Annotated in this window: 25 protein-coding genes; 11 read left to right on the top strand and 14 right to left on the bottom strand. The window is 42.0% G+C overall.

All coding sequences use genetic code 11. The features are described from left to right. Positions 1-8: 8 nt before the first annotated feature. From DEF30_RS06720 to DEF30_RS06670, 11 genes are all read left to right on the top strand, one after another. Positions 9-770 carry a hypothetical protein gene (locus DEF30_RS06720; protein WP_294097540.1) on the top strand — a complete coding sequence of 254 codons (762 nt, stop codon included), beginning with the start codon at positions 9-11 and terminating at the stop codon, positions 768-770. A gap of 177 nt (positions 771-947) precedes the next feature. Beyond that, a complete protein-coding gene (locus tag DEF30_RS06715; protein WP_294097539.1) occupies positions 948-1,544 on the top strand; it encodes an alpha/beta hydrolase in 597 nt (198 codons plus the stop codon). 235 nt (positions 1,545-1,779) lie between these two features. Then, positions 1,780-3,072 (top strand): NfeD family protein, encoded by a 1,293-nt coding sequence (locus tag DEF30_RS06710; protein ID WP_294097538.1) that lies wholly within the window; start codon positions 1,780-1,782, stop codon positions 3,070-3,072. A gap of 6 nt (positions 3,073-3,078) precedes the next feature. Beyond that, the gene (locus DEF30_RS06705; RefSeq protein ID WP_294097537.1) at positions 3,079-3,339 is read left to right on the top strand and encodes an NfeD family protein; all 261 of its coding nucleotides are present in this window, start codon (positions 3,079-3,081) and stop codon (positions 3,337-3,339) included. Between the two features lie 15 nt (positions 3,340-3,354). After that, complete coding sequence (gene floA / locus DEF30_RS06700) at positions 3,355-4,350, top strand: flotillin-like protein FloA (protein ID WP_074909512.1); 996 nt, start codon at positions 3,355-3,357, stop codon at positions 4,348-4,350. Between the two features lie 15 nt (positions 4,351-4,365). Continuing rightward, positions 4,366-4,899: a hypothetical protein gene (locus tag DEF30_RS06695; RefSeq protein WP_294097536.1), complete on the top strand. Its 534-nt coding sequence runs from the start codon at positions 4,366-4,368 to the stop codon at positions 4,897-4,899. A 131-nt stretch (positions 4,900-5,030) separates the two neighbouring features. Next, positions 5,031-5,444 carry a protease inhibitor I42 family protein gene (locus DEF30_RS06690; RefSeq protein WP_294097535.1) on the top strand — a complete coding sequence of 138 codons (414 nt, stop codon included), beginning with the start codon at positions 5,031-5,033 and terminating at the stop codon, positions 5,442-5,444. A gap of 136 nt (positions 5,445-5,580) precedes the next feature. After that, on the top strand, positions 5,581-6,486 hold the full coding sequence (locus DEF30_RS06685) for a substrate-binding domain-containing protein (protein WP_294097534.1): 906 nt from the start codon (positions 5,581-5,583) through the stop codon (positions 6,484-6,486). After that, positions 6,461-7,963 carry a hypothetical protein gene (locus DEF30_RS06680; protein WP_294097533.1) on the top strand — a complete coding sequence of 501 codons (1,503 nt, stop codon included), beginning with the start codon at positions 6,461-6,463 and terminating at the stop codon, positions 7,961-7,963. Before DEF30_RS06685 ends, DEF30_RS06680 begins: the two co-directional genes overlap by 26 nt. Positions 7,964-7,976: 13 nt before the next feature. Further along, a complete protein-coding gene (locus DEF30_RS06675) occupies positions 7,977-8,966 on the top strand; it encodes a hypothetical protein (RefSeq protein ID WP_294097532.1) in 990 nt (329 codons plus the stop codon). Between the two features lie 624 nt (positions 8,967-9,590). After that, on the top strand, positions 9,591-10,583 hold the full coding sequence (locus DEF30_RS06670; RefSeq protein WP_294097531.1) for a tyrosine recombinase XerC: 993 nt from the start codon (positions 9,591-9,593) through the stop codon (positions 10,581-10,583). Between the two features lie 543 nt (positions 10,584-11,126). On the opposite strand, the gene DEF30_RS06665 is transcribed toward DEF30_RS06670, so the two are convergent. The 14 genes from DEF30_RS06665 to DEF30_RS06600 form a co-directional block, all read right to left on the bottom strand. Beyond that, positions 11,127-12,716: a complex I subunit 5 family protein gene (locus DEF30_RS06665; RefSeq protein WP_294097530.1), complete on the bottom strand. Its 1,590-nt coding sequence runs from the start codon at positions 12,714-12,716 to the stop codon at positions 11,127-11,129. A gap of 276 nt (positions 12,717-12,992) precedes the next feature. Then, complete coding sequence (locus DEF30_RS06660) at positions 12,993-15,047, bottom strand: proton-conducting transporter membrane subunit (RefSeq protein ID WP_294097529.1); 2,055 nt, start codon at positions 15,045-15,047, stop codon at positions 12,993-12,995. A gap of 9 nt (positions 15,048-15,056) precedes the next feature. Beyond that, the gene (locus tag DEF30_RS06655; RefSeq protein WP_294097528.1) at positions 15,057-16,553 is read right to left on the bottom strand and encodes a proton-conducting transporter membrane subunit; all 1,497 of its coding nucleotides are present in this window, start codon (positions 16,551-16,553) and stop codon (positions 15,057-15,059) included. Beyond that, the gene (locus tag DEF30_RS06650; protein ID WP_294097527.1) at positions 16,546-16,923 is read right to left on the bottom strand and encodes a cation:proton antiporter subunit C; all 378 of its coding nucleotides are present in this window, start codon (positions 16,921-16,923) and stop codon (positions 16,546-16,548) included. The genes DEF30_RS06655 and DEF30_RS06650 overlap by 8 nt, the downstream gene beginning before the upstream one ends. Next, positions 16,920-17,345 carry an MnhB domain-containing protein gene (locus tag DEF30_RS06645; protein WP_294097526.1) on the bottom strand — a complete coding sequence of 142 codons (426 nt, stop codon included), beginning with the start codon at positions 17,343-17,345 and terminating at the stop codon, positions 16,920-16,922. The genes DEF30_RS06650 and DEF30_RS06645 overlap by 4 nt, the downstream gene beginning before the upstream one ends. Continuing rightward, positions 17,338-17,646: a hydrogen gas-evolving membrane-bound hydrogenase subunit E gene (gene mbhE / locus DEF30_RS06640; protein ID WP_294097525.1), complete on the bottom strand. Its 309-nt coding sequence runs from the start codon at positions 17,644-17,646 to the stop codon at positions 17,338-17,340. Before mbhE ends, DEF30_RS06645 begins: the two co-directional genes overlap by 8 nt. Continuing rightward, on the bottom strand, positions 17,643-17,882 hold the full coding sequence (locus DEF30_RS06635) for a hydrogenase subunit MbhD domain-containing protein (RefSeq protein WP_294097524.1): 240 nt from the start codon (positions 17,880-17,882) through the stop codon (positions 17,643-17,645). Before DEF30_RS06635 ends, mbhE begins: the two co-directional genes overlap by 4 nt. After that, complete coding sequence (gene mnhG, locus DEF30_RS06630) at positions 17,869-18,183, bottom strand: monovalent cation/H(+) antiporter subunit G (RefSeq protein WP_294097523.1); 315 nt, start codon at positions 18,181-18,183, stop codon at positions 17,869-17,871. Before mnhG ends, DEF30_RS06635 begins: the two co-directional genes overlap by 14 nt. A 12-nt stretch (positions 18,184-18,195) precedes the next feature. After that, entirely contained in the window at positions 18,196-18,462 is a 267-nt protein-coding gene (locus DEF30_RS06625; RefSeq protein ID WP_294097522.1) for a monovalent cation/H+ antiporter complex subunit F, read from the bottom strand. Beyond that, positions 18,459-18,932, bottom strand: a complete 474-nt coding sequence (locus DEF30_RS06620; protein WP_294097521.1) for a Na+/H+ antiporter subunit E — start codon at positions 18,930-18,932, stop codon at positions 18,459-18,461. The genes DEF30_RS06625 and DEF30_RS06620 overlap by 4 nt, the downstream gene beginning before the upstream one ends. 284 nt (positions 18,933-19,216) lie before the next feature. Continuing rightward, positions 19,217-19,747, bottom strand: coding sequence for a cob(I)yrinic acid a,c-diamide adenosyltransferase (locus DEF30_RS06615; protein ID WP_294097520.1), 531 nt, complete (start codon positions 19,745-19,747; stop codon positions 19,217-19,219). Then, positions 19,744-20,541: an ABC transporter ATP-binding protein gene (locus DEF30_RS06610; RefSeq protein ID WP_294097519.1), complete on the bottom strand. Its 798-nt coding sequence runs from the start codon at positions 20,539-20,541 to the stop codon at positions 19,744-19,746. The genes DEF30_RS06615 and DEF30_RS06610 overlap by 4 nt, the downstream gene beginning before the upstream one ends. Beyond that, positions 20,538-21,584, bottom strand: a complete 1,047-nt coding sequence (locus DEF30_RS06605; RefSeq protein WP_294097518.1) for an iron ABC transporter permease — start codon at positions 21,582-21,584, stop codon at positions 20,538-20,540. The genes DEF30_RS06610 and DEF30_RS06605 overlap by 4 nt, the downstream gene beginning before the upstream one ends. A gap of 8 nt (positions 21,585-21,592) precedes the next feature. Beyond that, positions 21,593-22,561 (bottom strand): ABC transporter substrate-binding protein, encoded by a 969-nt coding sequence (locus tag DEF30_RS06600; protein ID WP_294097517.1) that lies wholly within the window; start codon positions 22,559-22,561, stop codon positions 21,593-21,595. Positions 22,562-22,590 lie beyond the last annotated feature (29 nt).

Genomic DNA, 22,590 nt, shown 5'->3' with positions numbered 1-22,590 from the left:
GAAGCACCATGTTCAAAAAAACAATCCTATATGCTCTCATGATCCTGACTGTGGTGTCTTTCAGTGCTTGCAGATCAGGGGAGGAAAATCTTGAAAAACAGATGAGACCCATCCTAAACTTCACCTCCGATGTAGAGGATAACATCAAGTTTGTCAGAACCAAGGAATATGATGGAAGAACCGTGAGAGAGTACACCGATTCCAAATTCTTCTATGAGGTGACTGAAGACGGCCGTCTGATGACAATCTTTTTAAGAACAGCCCCCGCAACCACAGCAGCGACATTGGCCACCAAGGAAGAAATCCTTCTGAAGAGCAATGACAACCTGAGAAGACTGGATTATGACATCACGAAGTTCCAGACGGACATCCGATTCAATGAAGGCCTGAAGCAATACGAAAGCGTCTCACGGGAAAAGAAAGGGGATGCTTTCACCGGAAACAACATCTACATCCAGTACGCTGGTGACGGAACGCTCATCAGTGTGTCCTTCAAGTACGAAAACCCGGATGTGCTGAACACCGTGGATAAAATCACACCAGACGAAGCAAAGGAGATCATCATCAACTACTTCTCCACCAACGCTTCCACTGAAAAATACGCACCCCTTCTGACTAAGGATCTCATCCGGTATGAAGTGGATGTATACAACAACAAAAAAGTATATAATCTCTATTTCAGTCTGCCCATTGAAGACACAGGAATCTTCGATTTCAGCTACGTGGTCAGCACAGAAACTGGCATTATACTCTATAGAAAAGAGCTCTAAGATGATCTTTACGATCATTTTTTTTGTTCTATGAACCTCGTTTTATAAATTGAGTAAAATTAAATTTTATCATTGACTTATCTCGGAATACACCGTACACTAATAAAAAAGAATGGAAAATGTCACCATACCCATTTTGAATCCTATGTAAAATACCGATCTTAAAGGAGAACACGAATGATACATTACTATCGAAAAGGAACTGCCCCACGCACCTTCGTGCTGTTTCACGGCACCGGCGGTACAGAGGAGGACCTTGTATCCATAGGCAACATGCTGGATCCAGAGGCCCATATCCTATCCTTACGTGGAGAGGTCAATGAAAACGGGATGAACCGTTTCTTCAAAAGAGTGGCAGAAGGAGTCTTTGATGAGGAAGATTTGAAGATGAGGGCTGAGAGAATCCTCCAGGAGATTGAAAGGCTGCTTACACACTACGGACTGGAAGAAACAGCTCTATATAGTGCAGGATATTCCAATGGTGCGAATATCATCGCTGGCATGCTCTATCTCTTTGGAGATGTATTTCAGAAGTCCATCCTTTTTCATCCGATGGTTCCTCTGAAATCTGGTGCTGCTCTTTCACTGGACAGCACTGAAATATTTATTGGTGCAGGGCTCAATGACCCCATCGTACCCTATGACAACACTACTCAGCTGATGCAGGAACTCTCCCGGCAAGGAGCATTTGTGACTATGAAAACCTATGAAATGGGGCACCGGCTTACCTTAGAAGAAGTAGAAGATGCGAAAGCATGGTATTCCGCTCGATAAAAAATTACGCACCTGAAGAGAATCAGGTGCGTTTTCTTGTTATCCGTGGTTTTTCCGCTTCTTCAGAATAAATGGAACGGATTATATTATAGATTATTATCCACCGATATGTGTTAAAAAATATGAAAAAGATAGAAAATACGCTATATTAGTGCTATTATTAAGGTGAAGCATCCATAAACGATACACCATACCTTACGTCGGGTGCTGATGCTCACTAAAAGGAGGACTCTTCATGAAACAACTGTTCAAAACCATGATGCTGACCGTGCTTTTTGCGAGCTTTTTTCTTACTTCCGTCATGGCTCTCGATGTGTGGGAGATCCAATTCCGAGGAGAGGTATCCCCAAGCCAGTCTGTGTGGCTGGAAAAAGCATATGAGGAGGCTAGAGAAAATGGCGCTGAAGCTGTTTATCTCGTCCTGGATACTCTAGGCGGCCGGGTAGATTCCGCCCTGGAAATGTCCAAAACCATCTCTTCCATGGAAACCCTTGTACTTGTAGACGGCAGTGCTATTTCTGCTGGGGCGCTTCTTGCATTCAGCGGCAGCGAAATGTACATGGTCGGAGGATCCACCATCGGAGGTGCGGAACCTCAGATAGGAGGAGAACGGGCGGATGAGAAGACGGTCTCTGTATGGTCTGCTGAACTGGCAGCCCAGGCACAGAAAAACGGAAGAGACCCACAAATTGCAAGGGCCATGGCTGATGAAACCATTGCAATCGAAGGACTTGTGGAAAGCGGAAAACTCCTTACACTCACTGCTGAAGAAGCATTGAATACAGGAATGACGGATGGAGTGTACAAAAGCGAACAGGATTTCAGACAAGAGAAAAACCTGAACATCATTGGCTCCACCGGAAAAACCACCATTAATTATGTCACAGATTTTCTGACATCTGCAGCCATCAGCACACTGCTTCTCACCATCGGTATTGCGGGCCTCCTCATTGAGTTCTTTACACCTGGCTTCGGTATTCCAGGAGCCATAGGACTCGGAGCTCTTTCTCTGTACTTTGGCGGAGGTATCCTCTCAGGAGCTTCCGGGTGGGAAACGGTACTTCTTTTCATCGTTGGACTGGTTCTTCTCATTCTGGAGGTATTTGTGATACCCGGTTTTGGGGTCACTGGAATCCTTGGAATGCTTGCTATGTTCGGCAGCATCTTCCTTGCAACACCAGATCCAGCATCTGCCATACAGTCTCTTGTGATTGCTCTCATTGGATCCATTGTGCTGGTAGCAGTCGTTCTCAGGTTCACGCCCGGTAGAAGAGTATTCAAAAGGCTGGTTCTTGAAACTTCAGAAACCAGAGCGAACGGCTATGTGGCAGCAAAACCAGGTCTACATCATCTCATCGGTAAAACCGGTACAGCAAAAACAGTATTAAGACCATCTGGCACTGCGGAGATTGAAAATCAGTTCATTGATGTGGTCACTTCCGGAGAATATGTCGAAGAAGGAACCAGGATTCAAGTAATGGATGTTGAAGGTATGCGTGTCATTGTCAGAGAAGTGAAGAAGGAGTGATGGTGCATGCCATTAAAGAAGTTTTTCAAAAAACTTGTGCTCAGCATGGAAGAAACAAAAGACAACGGGTATGTGGCTGCTAAGCCAGGCCTGAAAGACCTCACCGGAAAAACTGGAGTGGCAAAAACCACACTCCGGCCTGCAGGAACCGCCATCATTGATGGAGAGCCTGTGGATGTTGTAACCCTAGGAGAGTTTCTGGAAGCTGGAACTGCCATCGTGGTCACCAGTGTAGAAGGAATGCGTGTCATCGTAAAAGAACAATAAAGGAGTTGTGTAGAAATGCCTGAACTATTTGGACCTATCTTCATTTTTATCATCATTCTAGTCGCTTTGATTCTTCTTTTCACCATCATCCCTGTGGGATTATGGATCAGCGCACTGGCAGCTGGTGTTAAAGTGGGATTCTTCAATCTCATCGGTATGAGACTTAGAAGAGTTGTCCCATCCAGAATTGTGAATCCTTGGATCAAGGGAGACAAAGCAGGACTGAATCTCAACGGAAACAAACTGGAAGCCCATTATCTGGCAGGTGGAAACGTGGACCGCGTGGTCAATGCGCTTATCGCTGCAGAAAGAGCTCAGATTCCGCTGCAGTTTGAAAGAGCGGCAGCAATAGATCTTGCTGGTAGAGATGTGCTGGAAGCTGTTAAAATGTCTGTTAACCCTATTGTGATTGAAACTCCTTTTATCTCCGCTGTAGCTAAAAACGGAATAGAAGTAAAAGTTAAAGCTAGAGTTACAGTACGTGCTAATCTGGACCGTCTGGTAGGTGGAGCTGGTCAGGAAACCATCATCGCAAGAGTTGGTGAAGGTATCGTTACCACAGTAGGTTCAGCAGAAGATCATAAGTCAGTACTTGAAAACCCTGATTCCATTTCTTCCACCGTATTAAAGAAAGGTCTGGATTCCGGTACTGCATTTGAAATTCTTTCCATCGATATCGCTGACGTGGACATCGGAAGAAACATTGGTGCAAAACTTCAGGAAGATCAGGCTCAGGCGGACAAAAAAATCGCTCAGGCCAAGGCGGAAGAGAGAAGAGCCATGGCTGTGGCTCAGGAACAGGAAATGAGAGCTGAAGTACAGGCTATGAGAGCAAAGGTAGTAGAAGCAGAAGCAGAGGTGCCAAAAGCTCTTTCCGAAGCATTCAGACAAGGTCACCTTGGTGCCTTCGATTATTACAACATGAAAAATATCATGGCTGACACCAATATGAGAGATGCTATTTCTCAGACAGGAAAACAGCCTCAGAAGGGCACACAGAAGGAAGACTAAGATAGGAGGTCTCCTATGGATTTTATCGTACTGCTGATTATTTTCGGGGTTATTTCCGCCCTGGGAAAAAACAACAAAAAACAGATTCAGAATAAAAGACCCGGATCTTCCTTTCCACAGAACCAAAGACCTCAAAATCCCTCTCCAAGCTCCAGACCCCGTCAGACATCCTCTTCCTCCCCAAAAAGCAGAGAATCGCTTCAGGACAGCCTGACAACGATCTTCAATGCTCTTGCAGGGGAAGAGATCCTAAAATCTCCTGAAGAGAAGAAAAGAGACGAGGAGAGAGCTCGAAGAATAATAGAAGCCAAAAGATCCATGGATATGCCAGATTCTGCTGTATCTAACACAGTCCCTGATATAACCGCATCGACGGCTGATTTTATCTCTGAAATGGATCAGGAGGATATTGACGGGCTTCAGATCATCACATTGGATGATGAAGCAGCTGCTGACTTCAGTGAGGAGTTTGAGCTGGATCTGTCAGATGCAAAGAAAGGAATCATCTGGAGTGAAATTCTGGAAAAACCACTGTCTCTAAGGAAGTAACTGAAACTTAAGAAAGCACCTCCATATTTTGGGGTGCTTTTTTCTATGATAATTTCATCAAATTGTAGTCATTTTACTGAGTTCATGTGCTACAACTATCTTGTAATAGGAAAGAAAGGAAGTGAGTCTCCATGAGATTCAAAAAAACACTTTGTTGTCTCGTGCTGGTAGTACCGCTACTCGCTTTATTTGGTTGCACCGAGAATGCTTTGCCTGAGGAAGTCACCAAAGATGGGACGCATCTGGAGATCCTCCTGGAAGAGAATCCCACCACTGGGTACAGCTGGACAATGGATGATTATGATACAAGCATACTGAAGCTGGAGAAGGACGAATACAGCGCATCCACCACCGAAGGTACTGTAGGAAGCGGAGGAACACACCTGTATCGCTTCACTGGACAGAAAAAAGGCGAAATCACTTTGACTTTCAGATACTATCGAAACTGGGAAGATAAAGATACCGCCATTGAAGTAAGAGACTATTCCATTTCTGTAGCGGATGATGGTATGATCCAATCTGTGGATGTGAAGAGCAAAGAATAAGAAAATCACCATGAGCTGTCTTGTTATGAGACAGCTTTTTCTTTTCTTTTCCAAAATGTCATCTCCCAATCTTCGGATAAAGCTACAATAGAATTGAGAATTTTTAGACGATCTTGATGAAGGGAGATGCCAACAAATGAAATTTCATGGTAAAAATCAAATACTGCTCATTTTTGTTGTTGTGATCGGTATTTTCGCAGGAGGATGCAGTAGAGCTACTTCACCAGTGAAAAAACCCAGCTTCACACCAGAAACCTATCCCATTATTGATGGTTCTACTGTAACAATTCCACTTTCAGAGCACTTGGCAGCTTCCCTTATGAATCTTGATCTGGAAACGGCCAGACAGTATGTGCTGCACAATAAAACCCATCAAGCCTATGTGAATCTCATTGAAAGAAAAGCAGATCTAATCTTCGTTACCAGCCCTTCCATCGGAGAAATGGAACTAGCTGACCAGGAGGATGTAGAGCTTGAAGTCATCCCAATTGTCAGTGAAGCCTTTGTCTTTCTCACTGGAGCCGATAACCCTGTGACAAACCTTTCTCTAGAGGAGATTCAACGTATTTACAAAGGTGAAATCACCAACTGGAAAGAGGTGGGTGGAGAGGATCTTCCGATTACAGCATACCAGCGACCAGTAGACTCAGGAAGTCAGACCGGATTTCTTGATCTTGTGATGAAAGACCAGAAACCCATGGAGGCACCCTCCACACTGGTCATCGCAGGGATGGGGGAGCTCATTGATACAGTGGCAGCCTATACCAATGAGCCCAGCGGGATTGGTTACTCCTATTATTACTACACCAGTGAAATGTGGGGGAATGAGAAAGTTAAACTCCTTTCTATAGATGGCGTCGCACCAAGCAATAAGACCATAAGTTCTCACGAATACCCCATTCACACTGCATACTACGCAGTCATCCGAAAAGAGGAAGCAAAAGACTCTGATGTCAGAAACATCATCTCTTACATTCTTTCTGAGGACGGCCAGAACCTGATGGAGGAGGCTGGATATGTTAAAATTACAGAAAAGAAATAAACTGCTTAGTATTGTATTCAAGTACCTCACTGTGCTCACCTTATGTTTTTCTGTACTTCTTTCCACAGCCTGTCAGAAAGATACTCAAGAACCACAAGACTTGAACGTCACTCCGGTACAAAACAGCATATCAGAGACCCCCTATGAGTCTCCCTTCAAAGAGGTTTATTCTCCAGTACATTTTGTCTACATGACTGAAAACCCTCTAGTGACCGATACCGTGACAAAAGACTTGAAAGATGGGTTTGGAGAAACCTATGTGCAGGTACGAGGATATAAAGACAAAGATCTCCAGAAAAGCATCAATGAGAAAGTGAAGTCCTTTCATAACAGCAGAAAGGAGCTCGCAATTCCACCTTATCGAGGCATAAAGAGAGTGATTACCGATGAGTTTGAACTGAAGGAACACTATATCAATACCTATCCAACTTTCAGCTTCAATAACCTTTTGTCTTTAGCCAGCAACAGCAGTCTCTTATACAGTAACGGAGATCCAAGTAAAGATATCTATATAGACTTTACCGAGACTCTCACGTTAGATCTTGCCACTGGAGAAACACTTCATTTTGAAGATCTCTTTGTAAATGATGCCGACTATGAGACAGTCATCAACGATTATATCAAGAGATTTTTGGACCAAGAGTTCGCCTATGAGGAATATCAGGAATGGTTCGGGAGCATTGAACTTGCTGCACCGTTTAAAGGAATCCATGATAATCCAAAGTTTTTCCTATCATATAATACACTGGCTCTGCTTCTGGATTATGAGACTCCAGAGTTTAACACTCATTACAACACTCAATATCTGAATATCCCTTACCTTGAATTAAAGGATATTTTGGCAATCAACGAACGTTTTTCTGCTGATGTCGGCAATCTCTACTTGGACGAAAGCGCTCCTAATATCATAATGATCAGCAGTTACGATAAATACGTCACCGGTAAATCCTATCAGGAAAACAAAGATGGGGTAGACTACTATATAAATTACAGGTATCCTCCATCCATTCCCAAAAACATCGTGGATGATTTCATCACACATCTGGACCTTGATGAGATTCCCCCTGATAATATAAGAACTGTTTATAAAGAAGGAAGTATCGCATTTAGCGGAGAGTATATTTCAGTTTCCATATCGATGAACTACTCTGGTCCTGATGAACAATATGTCTTCCAGAACTTTTTTAGAGTCTATTCTCCAGTAGGGGAAATCCTCACACTGGAACAGGTATTCAAACCTGATTTCAATTACAAACCGATCATCATGAGCCTGCTGGAGGACGCATTATCTTACGAACAAAAGAAATTTGATCCTAACGTGGATGAACTTTATGAGAGCCTTACATTCCGAATCTCTGGAGATGGGCTCTACTTTACGACAAAACCCGTAAAGTCCAGTGAAAAGGAAGAATACCCTGTACAGTTCGGGCTTCCTTTTAAGCAAATTGGTTTAGATCACCTCAAATTGTTTGATTAGCAGGAGAAAGCACATGAAAAAACTACCTATCTTTATATTGTTCATGACTGCAGTTCTGATCAGTATTTCCGGCTGCAGTATCACAAACCAAAACAAAACTACAGAAAGCGTGCCAGAATCACCAAACACCAAGCCACCCAGCATATATGTGGACGGCTTGGTGTACACAACCACAGGAGAAACCCTTCCAATAGAAGTGGATCCATCTATGATCCAGAAAGTGACTCGCATCATACCAGGGACCGAATTCCCAACCGAAGAGGGAACGATCAACTTCCCTTTGGATAACGGTTCCTACGCTCTGATAACGGAAACAGAAGAGTATGTGGTCGTATCCATAGATCAGGAATGGGTAAAATTCACAAAAAGGACAGATTACGTACCAACTTCAGGAAAATACTTGATGAATGAAGCTAGAGTTCCAGGTGGCACCTGGATCTATCTGAGACCCGACCAAACTTTCGTCTTCATGAGAGATTTGGCTACATCCTATGTTCCACAAGGAACTTATAGAATCACCGGCGATGAGCTGATATTGGAGGTTTCAAAAGAAGAACACTATATCTTTAAAATAGAAGGGGACACTTTACAGCTCAAAGATGGAACCAATATCGAAGAGCTGGTTCCTATAAACAGTCTTTTTATTAGAAATGAGGTTGAGCAGCTAATTAAGGGGACTCCAATGAACTTCACGGATAAGGAGATCCGAAATGGTATGAGTCTCATCGAAGAAACCTTCAGTTTTCCAGGTGCTACATTGAAGAAACTGTGGTACGAAGAAGAACCGTCGACTACACTCCGTGATTCCTATATGAAGTATGGAAGGGGTAAAATCAATGGGAGCAGTCCGGAAAATGTCCTTGTGATCCTTTCTGAGTTCATTACAGATGAAACAGAAGAAAACCCAGCACTGAACCCAAACAGCACCTACACCGACTATCAGTGGATCCTCATTAGAAGCAGTAAGGGTGAACCATGGCGCATCGATGATCAAGGATATTGAATCTGAAACAGCGAAAAAGAACTAGGGAGAGCACAACTCTTTCCTAGTTCTTTATCGTATTGCGTGATAGATTGAAGTGATAAGCTCTTTGGGCAAAACTTATCTTGAATACATAGTAGCATAAAAAGAAGAGGAAAAACCCCGAACTTCTTCGGGGTATTGACAAATTTTATCAATCTATCCAACTGTAGAACACCTAAGAATGAGATCCGTAGACTTTAACACAAAGAATCTATATTGAACGAAGGTAAAAAGCCGCATTCTGAATGGTTGAAAAACTAATGTACTGATTGAAGCGTCAGGCACTTATGGAAAGTACGGTTGCCAATGAAAGTATATAGCCGCTTTGAACAATCATAATGGAGCAAAATCCCAACAACACAGAACACATGAGCATGTTGAAACATACAAATGAATATCCTGGAGATCATTCAGCAGTCTTGAACAACAATAATGAAGAAACAGCGCAAAAGCAACCAGAAGAGGTGGTGAATTCCTTTAAATAATTTATTTCGCGAAATGTTGATTTCGCGAATATAATGCGATATAATTAGAGTACAGAGGTTTATTTATTGGATTATGACCAAAATCACCCTTCTGAATTTACTGTTAAGGATGGTATTTATGGATAACAACAACGCAACTTCATTCTACGAAATCTATCCTGAACGAGTTCTGGATTTCCTCAACTACTCCAGCACAATACGAGGTAAATCCGACAGCACTATTGAAGCCTACCGATATGACCTCGGCTTATTCTTTCGCTTTCTAAAAAAGCATAGAAAACTTGTAAGCTCAGAGATACCATTCAATGAGATTCTAATTCACGATGTCAATGATGATTTTCTGAAAAAAGTGTCCCTGTCAGAGATTTACGCTTTCTTATCCTATATGGACAAGCAACGCCATAACAGCGCATACGCAAGAGCAAGAAAAACGGCCTGTATCAAAACTTTTTTTAAATACTTATCCGTTAAGGCCCGTATCATCGATAAAGATCCAACTTTAGAACTAGAAAGACCTAAAATCAAGAAAAGAAATCCAGTCTACCTCACTTTGGATGAAAGTAGAACATTACTTAGATCCATGGATAAAGAGAACATTAATTATAAAAGAGACTATTGTATCCTCACATTATTTTTAAACTACGGGATGCGTTTATCCGAACTGGTCAGCATCAGATTAAGTAAGATAAAAGATGATACACTCACTGTCATTGGTAAAGGAAATAAAGAACGTGTTGTTTATCTTAATCAAGCCAGCGTAAGCAGTATACAGCAGTATCTTACAATTCGATCCAATATCGAAACAAAAGACGAATATAAGGATTACCTGTTTCTGTCCACCCACAAAAGACCCATAAATAAGAGAACCGTGGAAATACTAGTAAAAAAACATGTGCATATTGCTGGATTATTTGATGAAAAATATTCACCTCACAAGCTTCGTCACACTGCTGCAACACTTATGTATAAGCATGGCAAGGTCGATATCCGAAGCCTTCAGATGATTTTAGGACACGAAAACGTCTCTACAACACAAATTTATACACATGTTGATAATGAAGCCTTACGTGAAGCTGTAAAACTGAATCCTCTGGCCGAAGAAACTGAATAAAAACAAGAAAAATAACCAAAAACACAATATGTATGATAAGTTACCTAAACACTCATCTATATATTGTGTTATTTTTCGGTAGATTTTTCACTTTTTTATGTTTACATAATTATTTAAATGTTTATTATGTGGATATTTTTCTCTCTTCCCCCTTCCCATCCCCTTCTCTCTTATTATTGCAGCAAGAAAATGCGCGTTTAAATGGTTTTCTTATAACATCTCTGGAGTCAGGATCCACATCTTTCGCCAGCTAAAAACCACTTTCAGATTTGTATTTTTATTGTATTTTTATAAATATCACTTTATTCTTAATTTTAAATTTATTTAATTTTCTGTTTATTGATGTCCTCTATATAAATACAATATTATAATTTTCAGATAATTACATAGTGAGAAAACCATGAAGGTATTGACAAATTTTAACAACCCGTGATTTCTTGAATTATTCCGCGTATTTAGGCCAGTGTTCTCCCCCACTACTTAAAAAATCAGAAAAGCCCAACCGCTCAGTTAATCTGAAACGATTGGGCTTTTCTTTTTACACTATAGAAAACTAATGAGTAGGATAATCAGAAGCAGGAGCATCACTCCATATATAAATACATCTGACACGTTGATGATCTGCTCCAACTTTTTAAAAATAGAACGTATCTGTTCTCCGGATTTCTTGTAAAGAGGTTGATAAAAATCACTCTCAGGATCCAACTGTTTGGGAAGATGAAAATGGAAGAGATTGAATCTTACACCTGCAATATAAATAATAAACCCGGAGGTATAGACTAGGAGCATTGAGCTTAAATCCTTAGAATTGAAAAAATTCATAGACATTAAATACTTATCAATGAAGTATGGATCAAACTCCATCGCTCTAGCACTCGGGATGATCGCATAATTCATGATAAAATTCGGAAATACACCAATGAAAACAACAAGAAGCGCTAATACCACCATGCCTATGGTGCCAATATTGTATTTTTCCTTCACATATTTGAATTTTTCAGGCATTGGTCCTAGGAAAACATGAGAGTACAGTTTTATAAAAGAAGCAGCTGTACAAGCACTTACAAAGGTGAATAGATATTCCGCCCAACGATACGCCGGGTGCCCATACTCATAGGCTTCAATAATCGCATGGTGAAGAATAGATTTGCTTGCAAAACCATTAAACAGCGGCATACCTGTAATTCCCAGTGCAGCAATTAAACCAACAGTTGCTGCAAACGGCATTTTCCTGTAGAGCCCTCCCAGTTTGTACATATTCTTTTCTCTTGTTCTAAAGAATACAACACCAGCCACCATGAAAAGCAGTGCTTTAAAAATTCCATGATTGATCATATGGTAAAAACTGCCAGCAAATCCCATGGCCCCATCAAAACCCAAATATGCAGTGACGCCAATCCCCATTATCACATACCCCATCTGACTGACACTGTGGTAAGCAAGCATTCTCACCATTTTTTCCTGTTCAAGAGCTGCAATCACCCCGAAAATCATCGTTATGATGCCAATCCAGATCACCACTGCACCAACATCTTTAAGCGTCAGGAGAATCGTGTTCACATTCGCCTCTTGCAGTCCTTTTGTACTGGTAAGCACTGAAACAATAAGTCTTAAAATTCCATAACCACCAATTTTCATCAGTATTCCTGAAGAAAGCGCATTCACTGATAGATGCGATTTAGGATATACCACCGGAACCCAGTGATGCAAAGGAACCATACCTGCTTTTATGCCGAAACCGATGATAAAAAACACTGCAGACACATATTTTACTGCACCGATCTCACCAAATTTTTCTCCCAATGTAATCCATTCATAATTTTGAGTATACGCGGAAAGAACCAGTATACCCGCAAGGATAGAGAGTCCGCCTGCAATTCCGAAGTAAATATAGATACTTCCTGCTTCAATGACTTTTTGACCTCGTTCATGGACCATCAACGCAAAACTTGCAAATGTCATGATTTCAAAAAATAAAAAGAAGCTGAGTAGATCTCCAGCCATTAACGTTCCAAGGGTTGCCATATATGTAATCATGAAAAACATATAAAAACTACGTTCCCGACCGCAGCCTTTTATATCAACCGCTGTATACAGACTGACCGTAAAGAAAATAACAGCTGCAAAAATCATGAAAATCAGACTCAACAGATCAATCCTGAAAACAACTCCATTTCCGAAAAGATCTGCCATTCTGTACTCGATGGGTCCATCAAGCACCTCTGAGAAGATAGACATCATAAAAATCAACGTTAACAGGATAACCCCTCGCACGGTCATTCTTCTTGCTCTTCTTCTCTTCCCTCCTAAAAGAGGAATGAGAAAGAGTTCAATAAGACTCACGACAAGAAGTATTGCCGGCAACCACAGCTGTACAGCCAGTCGCACTGCATTCACATAAATCCCTCCTTAGGTAATCAGATACAGAATGATACCAAGAAGTACCAAAGCATAAATTACTACATCACTTTTTATGATAGATGTCTCTATTCCATTCAGAAACGTATTGGACATGGCGAGAGTCTTCTTCCGTATCCCTTTGTTCATGGCAAAATCTCCATCCATCCACCTAGGTAAATGAAGATGGAATAAATGGAAACGGATCCCCAGATAGAAGATTGCAATACCAATCCCATAAACATAGACCATAGTAATCAGATCATGTGAATTGAAGAAATTCATGTCCATCAGATATTTCTTGATAAAATCGCTGCTGTAAGCATACCCTTGGGTTGCAGGAATAATAAACTGATCCATGACAAAGTTCGGGAAGAAACCAATCAGAACGATGAGAAGCGCCAATCCCCCCATCCCTAAACTCATCATGATACTTTCACCTTGGACTTTTTTATATTTCTCAGGCATTTTCCCGACAAAAACAAATCCAAAAAGTTTAATGAATGAGGTGACGGTTCCTGCACTGATCAGAGTGAACATCATTTCGGCATACCGGAACGAAGGATGTCCGTATTCGTAAGCTTCCACGATGGCGTGATGAAGAATCGATTTGCTCGCATACCCGTTAAAAAGAGGCATCCCTGTAATACCAAGGGCTGCAATAAGACATACCAGCGCTGTAAATGGTAACTTTCTCCACATCCCACCAAGTTTATACATGTCCAGCTCATGAGTCCTTAAATAAATGACACCTGCTACCATGAATAGGAGAGCTTTAAAGAGCGCATGATTGATCATGTGATAGATTGCACCAGAGAAGCCCATGGCTCCTTTGGGCCCAAGATATGCCGCCACGCCAATTCCCATGATGATATATCCCATCTGACTTATACTATGATAGGCCAGCATCTTCTTTATATTGCTTTGCTGCAGAGCCATAAAAACTCCTACAGCCATGGTGAAGATCCCAATCCAAATAATGGCAGCACCAAGTTCTATGCTGAGATCCCAAATGGGGCTCTCATACGAGACATAGGCTCCCTTTGCAGGCATGAAAAAGCTGGTCAGCACACGAAGAATTCCGAAAGCACCAATCTTGATCATTAGTCCTGACAATAGTGCACTAGCTGGAGTTGGCGCAACTGGATGTGCCCTGGGAAGCCAAATATGTAATGGAAGCATTCCTGCTTTGATTCCGAATCCAATCATAAACAGGCTTGCCATGAGATATTTCACATTTCCCAATGTACTGACTCTTGCAGCCAAAGGAATAAATGCCACAGTTCCTGTATTCACATAAAGGAGAATAATTCCAAGAAGCAGCGCCAACCCTCCGGCTACTCCCATATATATGAAGATGTCTCCCGCAATCAGGGAATCCTTGGACTGATTATGCGCAACAAGGAAATAGGATGCAAAGGTCATCAGTTCAAAAAACAGGAACATGGTGATGAGATCTCCCGCCATAATTGTTCCAAGCACTCCAGCATAGGTGATACTCATCTGAAGGAAAAATCTATTTCTATGTTTCTCTATCATCATATAATCATGGGCATACATACTGACAAGAACCCATAAAATGGATGATACCACAAGCATAATAAATCCCAACATGTCCACTTTGAACCTGATTCCAAGACCCAAAGCTCTTGGGATCTCAAAACGCATGGTCCCTTCCAGCACTTGCGGAAATAACGCCAGAATGAGGAAAAATGTTAAGACAGTCGTATACACAATCGCCATATCTCTTGCATTTTCTCTTCTTCTGAAGAAATACATTTCTATAGGACCTCCAACGAGAGGAATCAGGATTATGATAAGGGGTAAGCTTTTGAAGTTGTTTAAGGAATTTGAGATTCCGTCTGCTAGATTTACAAGGAAAAGCATGACCCCGCTTACCTGATTTTTATCTACATTCTTTGCGAAAAGCAAAAATGCAGCGAAAAGGCTTCCCAAGACAATATATGCTACAATGCAGCTGATACAGTAGGAGTCAAGTCTCTTGCCTTTCTTGCAGCCGCAGCCTTTATTTGGTTTATTTTCCCGTTTCAAGTTTTCTTTCAACATAATCCTCCACTACAGTCCCATCTGGATAAATGTGGGTACAGCTTTTTCAATGATGTCCATCACAAGATGCGGAAAAAGTCCTATCACAATACTTCCAAGAGCGACAAGGACCATAGATAACTTCATGGTTCTCGGTATTCCATCTCTATGCATTTCAAGGGGGACTCCAGGTCTTTCCCGAAGAAAAGCAGAAATGACAATGGGCAGGTAATACAGTGCGTTTAAAAAGCTGCTGAGCAATATGACAAGAAGAAGCCCTGGATGTCCTGCATCAAGAACTGCAAGGCCCAAATACCATTTGCTCATGAATCCGCTGGTTCCTGGAATTCCGATCATGCCAAGCACACCAATACTGAAGACCGTCATGGAAATAGGCATCTCATAGCCGATACCATCCAGGTTCTTGACATCACGTCGTCCTGTGAGATAAATGATAGAGCCGGCACTGAGAAACAGCGCTGATTTCATGAATGCATGGGAGATGACATGAAATAAGGCTGCTGAAAATCCCAAGGGTGTTGCAAGCGCTAATCCAAGGAAAATATATCCAATTTGAGCAACACTGGAATAAGCAAGTCTTCTCTTGATATCTCTTTGTGTCAGTGCAAAAACCGATCCCATGATCATACTCATGACTGCAAAAATTATGATGTAATTGTTGATGCCAATATTTACAGAAATATCCTGCCCGATCACACGATACATCATTTTTGCAATGGCAAAGACATATGCTTTCACAACAAGTCCTGACAGAAGAGCGCTGGATGGTGAAGGGGCACTGGAGTGGGCGTCTGGAAGCCAGTTGTGAAGGGGGAAAATGGCAGCCTTTATGCCAAAACCAGTAAGAATAAACCCCATTGCCAGCAGAACATTTCTGGGGTACTGTTCCCAAACCTCATTGATCTCTGTAAAAATCAATGTCATATTCAGATGCCCTGTGACCATGTAAAGAAGAGCAAATCCCATGAGTATCGTTACCGATCCAATGGCACCCATCATCAGATATTTCATAGAAGCCATCAGTGTGTCTTTCTTCTTTTTGATCGCGATCACCGCAACAGAAACAAGGGATAAGATTTCCATAAATACATACAGATTGAACATATCGTTGGTAAAAATCATCCCAATCATCGAAAACAGCATAAGAAAAACCAGTGTATAGTAGCCATATCTCCTCGACGGTTCAATTTCATGATCAAGATCCTTTAAAGAATACATGATGATAAGAAACCCTAAAAGAAGGACAATGAACGTCATTAAGGCTGAAAAATCGTCTACGAGAAACTGTATACCAATCCCTGCTTCATAATTGCCAAAAGTATAGCTGTATGCCCCTTCCCTATTCACCTTTAAAAGTTCCAGAAGAGACAGTCCAAGCGCACTGCCAAGAACGCACAACATTAGAACGTGGAACCATCTGCCATATGCTTTCTTAAAAAGAGGTATGGAAACCGCAAAAATAAGAAGAACCATCAGGATATACACCGGTAAATGAGGACTATTCATCGGACTCCACACTCCTTATCTTGATGATCTCATCCATTTCAATTGTTCCATAGGCTTCATGAATTTTAATCACAATACTTAAGGAAAATGCAGTGATACTGACAGCCACCACGATACCAGTAAGCATCAGAGCTGCAGGCAAGGGGTTCACAAAGAATCCTTCACCGCTAATAGACTCATAAATTGGTGCAGCAGCACCTTTTCTATACCCAATGGACACAAAAAACAGGAAGATTGAGGTCTCCATAATATTGATCCCGATGATTTTCTTGATTAAATTGGAGTGGGTCAGAACGGTATATAGTCCGATGACAAATAGAATCATCGCTCCAATATAGTTGATGTTTTCTATGATCATTCTAAAGTTCATGACTCTTCCTCCAACATCGTATGAAACAGTGTGACAATGGTGCTCATAACCTTCAGGCCAATGGCAAAAGTCACCACCGGTATCAATCCCGCACTCAGTACCTTTCCAAAGGTGCCAATAGGAAATCCGGCCTCAATATTGGTCAAAAAAGTGTATCCGAGAAAAATACCAGATAAACCAACAAGAACATATACAAGAATCCCTCCTGTTTCGATCTTAGACGAAATCTCATGGGGCATCCTCTCCTTTCCTTTTTCCAGGCCAAAAGCTAAGGTGTAGAGAACAATACTTGCTGCATAAATTGCTCCTCCTGAAAAGCCTCCTCCAGGGGACAGATGACCATGCAGGATGACATATACCCCGTAAAGCTGAATAAATGGTAAAATCATTCTGGTTGTCAGTTTGACAAATAAATCATCCATGATGCTCCTGATCCTCCTTCTTTCCTTTATGATGGGATATTCCGATCATTGCACTGACAGCTGCTATTCCAGTAAAGAGCACTGTGGTCTCTCCAAGGGTATCAAATGCTCTGTAATCCGTGATAATCGCTGCGATGATATTCTTCGCGCCGGTGTCTTGGACACTTTCAGTAACATAATACTCAGAAATCTCGTTATAGGAGGGATTCTTTTCCTCACCCAGGGGTGGAATCTCTGAAATACTGGAAAGAAGTACAAGAAGAAGTCCACCTAGGATGGCAAAAGTAAATATCTTTTTCATTTTTCCATCCTCCCTGTACGGCTGATCACAGCGACAAAAAGTATTGTAGTTATTCCTGCACCAATGGCAGCCTCTGTCATTGCCACATCTGGCGCTCTAAGAAGAAGCCATAATAATGACATCACCAGGCTGTATGCAGTGAAGATGATCACTGCACCTAGCAGATCTTTGGTTCTTTCCACCGCTATCGCTGCTACGATGAGAAATACAATGAGAATGACATTAAACAGTTCCATGATCATCCTCCTTCTGATTTCTCATTTTTTTATGGTAGGCAGCTTTCGCAATGATATGAGCAGCTACAGGATTTGTAATGAAAATAAACACAAGAATCAGCATAAGCTTGAGACTCACTGGATCCAGCCCTTTATAAACTATGAGGGCCAGTAATCCAAGTCCAGCACCCAGTGTATCGCTTTTCGTCGTTGCATGCATTCTGCTGAATACATCTGGAAGCCTTATCAGGCCAACGGTGCCTACCATAAAAAAGAATAAACTGGATAATGTCAAAAGAAGAATGATGATGTCCTTAATCATGCGATACACCTCCTAATATATTTTCCCTTTTTCGATATACTTTGAAACCGCAATGGTGGCAATGAAGCCCATCATCGCATAAATCACAGCCACATCGATGAACTCATTCTGTTCTGTAAAAACAGCAATGACAGCAATCAGAACAGTGACTTTTGTGGAGATGACATTGATTGAAACCACGCGGTCCGCTGTGGTTGGGCCGGCATAAGCCCGATAAAGACATATAAATGCAAAGATTGATAGGATTATTGTGTATACTGTTAAAACCGAAGTACTCATGATTCTTCCCTTTCCAGCTCCAGCACATGCTTCTCAAGGGTATTTCCGTCTAGCCCCTCTGCCGCACTTCTGTTTATGACATGAATGATAAAATTTCCTTGGACTTCATCCACTGTCAGGGTGCCTGGAGTCAGTGTAATGAGGTTCCCATAGAGCATCTTATGAAAATTTTTCTTAGGAGATGCTGGAACCTTAATAAACATAGGCTCGATGGGCATATCCTTTTTCAGCACAATTTTTGCAACGGCAATATTGGCCTTCACTATTTCCACAAGAAGAACACCAATCACTTTGGCATACTTTAAGAGATACTTGAAAGTAAGAGGTCCGCCTTCGGACTGATTAAAAAATAAATCCTTATTGAGAATAATTACAGCAAAGGCGGCAATACTTCCTATAAGGACAGACTCTACGGTTATTTTTCCGTCAATGACAACCCAGAAAAGCAGTAAAAGAACATACATAAACATAGATTTTTTTAGAGAAATTTTAAATTTCGTCTCCATCCGACACCTCGCACCCATTGATAAAATTGAGTTTTACAACGTTCTATACTAGTTACTTTATCGTAAAAGTGTATTATTTTCAATGAAATCAAGGATTCCCATCTTAAACTATGATAGTTTAATAATTTAGCTCTTAGCTCTCAAACAATCTACTTACGAATCTTATTATTGTCTGTCATTATAGAAATGATGTAGATTTAACGTTCTCGACAGAAAAAGACACCTGCACTGCAGATGTCTTTAGAACGCTAATATTCTGTTCCTTCTCTGGATAAAATGCCCTGGTCGTAATAATGCCGTATTTTTCTCATTTCAGTTATAAGGTCTGCTTCCTTCGAAATCAGATCAGGGGCGTTACGCCCTGTCAACACGAGTTCCATCTGAAATGGTTTTTCCTGAAGAAGTTTCATTACTTTGGACTCTGGTATGATGCCAAGATACATGGCCGCCATGATTTCATCTAGAACCACGAGATCAAATCCGCCGTTCAAGATCTGTTCATATAGGCTTTCCCATTCCTTTTCCGTTTCTTCTATTAGGCTCCTCTGTTCTTCATCAGTCAAGGCATGGAAAAAGGTCCGTGCATTCGCAAGTTTCACATGTGTGATCTGTGGTATCTTATTCATCAGATACTGCTCTCCCGTATCCTGACCCTTCAGAAACTGCACAAACAGCACTTTTCTGTCTCTTCCCGCAGCTCGCATGGATAAGCCAAGCGCAGCGGTTGTCTTTCCTTTTCCTTCTCCAGTATAGATGTGAATCTGTCCTTTGCTACTCATTCTTCCTCTCTCCTTCTGCTGATCTTCGGTATCACATAAGGTTTCCCATTCAATGGATTCTTGATGATCAGACATTCTGTTTCATAAACTTCTCTTAGATTTTCTTCCGTGATGATGTCTTCTGGAGCCCCTTTTACGAAAATTTCTCCTTTTCTCATAAGAATCAGTTCATCACTATAGGTAATAGCCAGATTGATGTCATGGAGAACAGAAATCACTGTGCTGTTATATCTTCTGCAATAGCTGTTCACCTGATCCAGGATCAGGATCTGATGCCGAAGATCCAGATGTGAGACGGGCTCATCCAAAAGAAGCAGTTCTGGTTCCTGAACCATGGCTCTTGCCACCACCACTCTTTGGAGTTCACCACCAGACAGCTCTTGCACTGATTTGTGGCTGTATTGCCAGGTATTTGTAGCAATCATCGCCTCTTCAGCTTTTTTGTAGTCCGATGTTGTTTCATTCTCAAATCTTTTCAGATGGGGAGCTCTACCGGACAGCACAAAGTCAAGGACTGGAAAATCAACAGACACATGGGTTTCTTGAGGGACTGTGGCGATTTTCCTCGCCAGATCCCGAACTTTCATCTGCCTGATCTCTTCTGGACCCAGCATCACTTTCCCGCTTTGGGGCAGAAGCAGTTTCTGTATATGACGAAGAACTGTGGTCTTCCCTGAACCGTTAGGCCCCAATATACTATAAAAGCATCCTTTCTTGACATAAAACGAAAGGTCATTCAGCACTTCCTCTTTTCCATAAGAAAATCGAAGAGAAGATACAGTTAACTCACTCATACAAAGCCTCCACTTTTTTTGCTCCTGTAAAGAAGCAAGATGAAATAAGGTGCACCAAATAGAGCTGTAATCGCCCCCACCGGTATTTCCATAGGTGCAAGGACCGTACGGGCCAGTGTGTCCGAAAAGAGCATAAATAAAGCGCCAGCCACCGCTGAAAAAGGAAGAAGCACCCGATGGTCGCCTCCTAGAACCATTCGTACACCATGGGGGACAATCAGTCCCACAAAGCCGATGATTCCGCTGACCGAAACGATGACCGCAACTGTGAAGGATGAGAGGATCAGAAGTCCTTTTTTCACTTTCTCCACATCTACACCTAGGCTGTATGCCGTGTCCTCACCCGAAATCATAAGATTCAGCTCCCGTCTGTACAAGTTTAAAAGAACTACAGACAACAGCACAAGGGGGCCTACCAAGAGCAGGTCTTCCCATGAAGCCGATGCCACAGAACCCATGGTCCAAAAAATAATCTGATCCGCCTGGTCCCGATGAAAAATCATCAGCATCGAAATCACTGCAGAAGACATGGCGCTGATGGCAACACCCGCTAAGATGAGCGGTAGAACTGGAATCTTATGACCTATTCTTGCAATATGGAACACCAGAAGAACCGCCGATAATGCGCCGATAAAGGCCATAACCTGCACCGGCAGAAATCCTCCTGATATAACTGTAATTCCAACCGCCGCACCCAGCGCTGCACCGGAAGACACCCCCATGATATAGGGGTCTGCCATGGGATTTTTAAAGAGCCCCTGAAAAGAGGCACCCACCACAGAAAGCCCTGTCCCAACCACTGCAGAAAGAAGAATTCTCGGCAGCCTGATTGAAAGAACAATCACACGGAACTTCTCTTCAGACCCTGCCCATGAAAAGAGCTTCTTCACATAAGGAATTTCTCCCATGAGTATTTTCAGACTGTCCTTCATTGAAATTTCTGCTGCACCCACAGTGGTTGCCAAGATCATGGAGGCTATGAGGAGAAAGAGCATCCCGAAGAAAAGTCTTCTGTAGTGCTTTCTTTTCTCATAATATGCCATGGCTCCCCCTACCTGAAGTCATCCTGGTGTATGGCCTTGGCCAGAGCCTCAAATCCATCGGCTAGTCTTGGACCCTGCCTGTCAATAAGATTGCTGTCGATCTCCACCACTTTATCTTCTTTCACAGCAGTCAGCTCTTTATATCCTTCTGTACTGATAAACCCGCTTTTTGTCTCATAATATTTTGACACAAGGATCATCTGAGGATCATGCTCCACAAGTTTTTCCAGACTGTAGCTCCATCCTTCTACATCATCCGCAACATTGATCCCTCCTGCCCTTTCAATCATCTCACTGATGAAGGTGCCCTTTCCTGCAGTGTAGTCTCCATACTCACCGTAACCAACCACATAATAGACCGATGGGGAGGAAAGTTCTTTGACCTTCTCTTCGACGGAAGAAACTTTTTCCTTCATAGAAACCACAATTTCTTCGGCTTTCACTTGAGCATCCAGAACAGTTCCCATTTTTCCGATGACATCATAAACCCCTTCGAAGCTATCATTGGGATTAAGAACAAGAACTGTGATCCCCAGCTCTTCCAGCTTTTTCTGAGCCTCTTCTTTAAAGTGCGTAGAGGCAATGACAAGGTCTGCTTCCAGTTCTGCTATTTTTTCAATGTTAGGCTCCTGAAGGGTCCCAATGGATTCAATACCGGAAACCTCTGATGGATAATCACAGTATTCTGTCCTGCCCACCAAAAGTTCTTCTACGCCCAATGCAAAGAAGGTTTCTGTGATGCTTGGCGCCAAAGACACCACATTCATGGGTTTTTCCGAGATGGTGACTTCATTGCCTGTACTGTCAGTAACAACAAGTGGATATGCTGTATCAAGACTGTTTCCTGATGGCGTTTCCGTTTCCACACTTGGAACAGAAGGGCCGTTTTCCGCTTTCTTGCCACTGCAGCCGCTGAATACCAGCATCAGAAGGAAAAGAACCAGTATGAGTTTTGTTGACTTACTTTTTTTATACATTAATATATTCACTCCGTTTCATTCAATGT

Origin of the sequence: Proteiniclasticum sp., assembly GCF_003514505.1 — a bacterium.
GTDB lineage: Bacteria > Bacillota > Clostridia > Clostridiales > Clostridiaceae > Proteiniclasticum.
This window is presented reverse-complemented; position numbering and strand designations above follow the sequence as displayed.

Coding starts and splice junctions, on each gene's coding strand:
- DEF30_RS06720 (WP_294097540.1), top strand. CDS start 9: ATGTTCAAAAAAACAATCCTATATGCTCTCATGATCCTGACTGTGGTG.
- DEF30_RS06715 (WP_294097539.1), top strand. CDS start 948: ATGATACATTACTATCGAAAAGGAACTGCCCCACGCACCTTCGTGCTG.
- DEF30_RS06710 (WP_294097538.1), top strand. CDS start 1,780: ATGAAACAACTGTTCAAAACCATGATGCTGACCGTGCTTTTTGCGAGC.
- DEF30_RS06705 (WP_294097537.1), top strand. CDS start 3,079: ATGCCATTAAAGAAGTTTTTCAAAAAACTTGTGCTCAGCATGGAAGAA.
- floA (WP_074909512.1), top strand. CDS start 3,355: ATGCCTGAACTATTTGGACCTATCTTCATTTTTATCATCATTCTAGTC.
- DEF30_RS06695 (WP_294097536.1), top strand. CDS start 4,366: ATGGATTTTATCGTACTGCTGATTATTTTCGGGGTTATTTCCGCCCTG.
- DEF30_RS06690 (WP_294097535.1), top strand. CDS start 5,031: ATGAGATTCAAAAAAACACTTTGTTGTCTCGTGCTGGTAGTACCGCTA.
- DEF30_RS06685 (WP_294097534.1), top strand. CDS start 5,581: ATGAAATTTCATGGTAAAAATCAAATACTGCTCATTTTTGTTGTTGTG.
- DEF30_RS06680 (WP_294097533.1), top strand. CDS start 6,461: ATGTTAAAATTACAGAAAAGAAATAAACTGCTTAGTATTGTATTCAAG.
- DEF30_RS06675 (WP_294097532.1), top strand. CDS start 7,977: ATGAAAAAACTACCTATCTTTATATTGTTCATGACTGCAGTTCTGATC.
- DEF30_RS06670 (WP_294097531.1), top strand. CDS start 9,591: ATGGATAACAACAACGCAACTTCATTCTACGAAATCTATCCTGAACGA.
- DEF30_RS06665 (WP_294097530.1), bottom strand. CDS start 12,716: ATGATTTTTGCAGCTGTTATTTTCTTTACGGTCAGTCTGTATACAGCG.
- DEF30_RS06660 (WP_294097529.1), bottom strand. CDS start 15,047: ATGTTGAAAGAAAACTTGAAACGGGAAAATAAACCAAATAAAGGCTGC.
- DEF30_RS06655 (WP_294097528.1), bottom strand. CDS start 16,553: ATGAATAGTCCTCATTTACCGGTGTATATCCTGATGGTTCTTCTTATT.
- DEF30_RS06650 (WP_294097527.1), bottom strand. CDS start 16,923: ATGAACTTTAGAATGATCATAGAAAACATCAACTATATTGGAGCGATG.
- DEF30_RS06645 (WP_294097526.1), bottom strand. CDS start 17,345: ATGGATGATTTATTTGTCAAACTGACAACCAGAATGATTTTACCATTT.
- mbhE (WP_294097525.1), bottom strand. CDS start 17,646: ATGAAAAAGATATTTACTTTTGCCATCCTAGGTGGACTTCTTCTTGTA.
- DEF30_RS06635 (WP_294097524.1), bottom strand. CDS start 17,882: ATGGAACTGTTTAATGTCATTCTCATTGTATTTCTCATCGTAGCAGCG.
- mnhG (WP_294097523.1), bottom strand. CDS start 18,183: ATGATTAAGGACATCATCATTCTTCTTTTGACATTATCCAGTTTATTC.
- DEF30_RS06625 (WP_294097522.1), bottom strand. CDS start 18,462: ATGAGTACTTCGGTTTTAACAGTATACACAATAATCCTATCAATCTTT.
- DEF30_RS06620 (WP_294097521.1), bottom strand. CDS start 18,932: ATGTTTATGTATGTTCTTTTACTGCTTTTCTGGGTTGTCATTGACGGA.
- DEF30_RS06615 (WP_294097520.1), bottom strand. CDS start 19,747: ATGAGTAGCAAAGGACAGATTCACATCTATACTGGAGAAGGAAAAGGA.
- DEF30_RS06610 (WP_294097519.1), bottom strand. CDS start 20,541: ATGAGTGAGTTAACTGTATCTTCTCTTCGATTTTCTTATGGAAAAGAG.
- DEF30_RS06605 (WP_294097518.1), bottom strand. CDS start 21,584: ATGGCATATTATGAGAAAAGAAAGCACTACAGAAGACTTTTCTTCGGG.
- DEF30_RS06600 (WP_294097517.1), bottom strand. CDS start 22,561: ATGTATAAAAAAAGTAAGTCAACAAAACTCATACTGGTTCTTTTCCTT.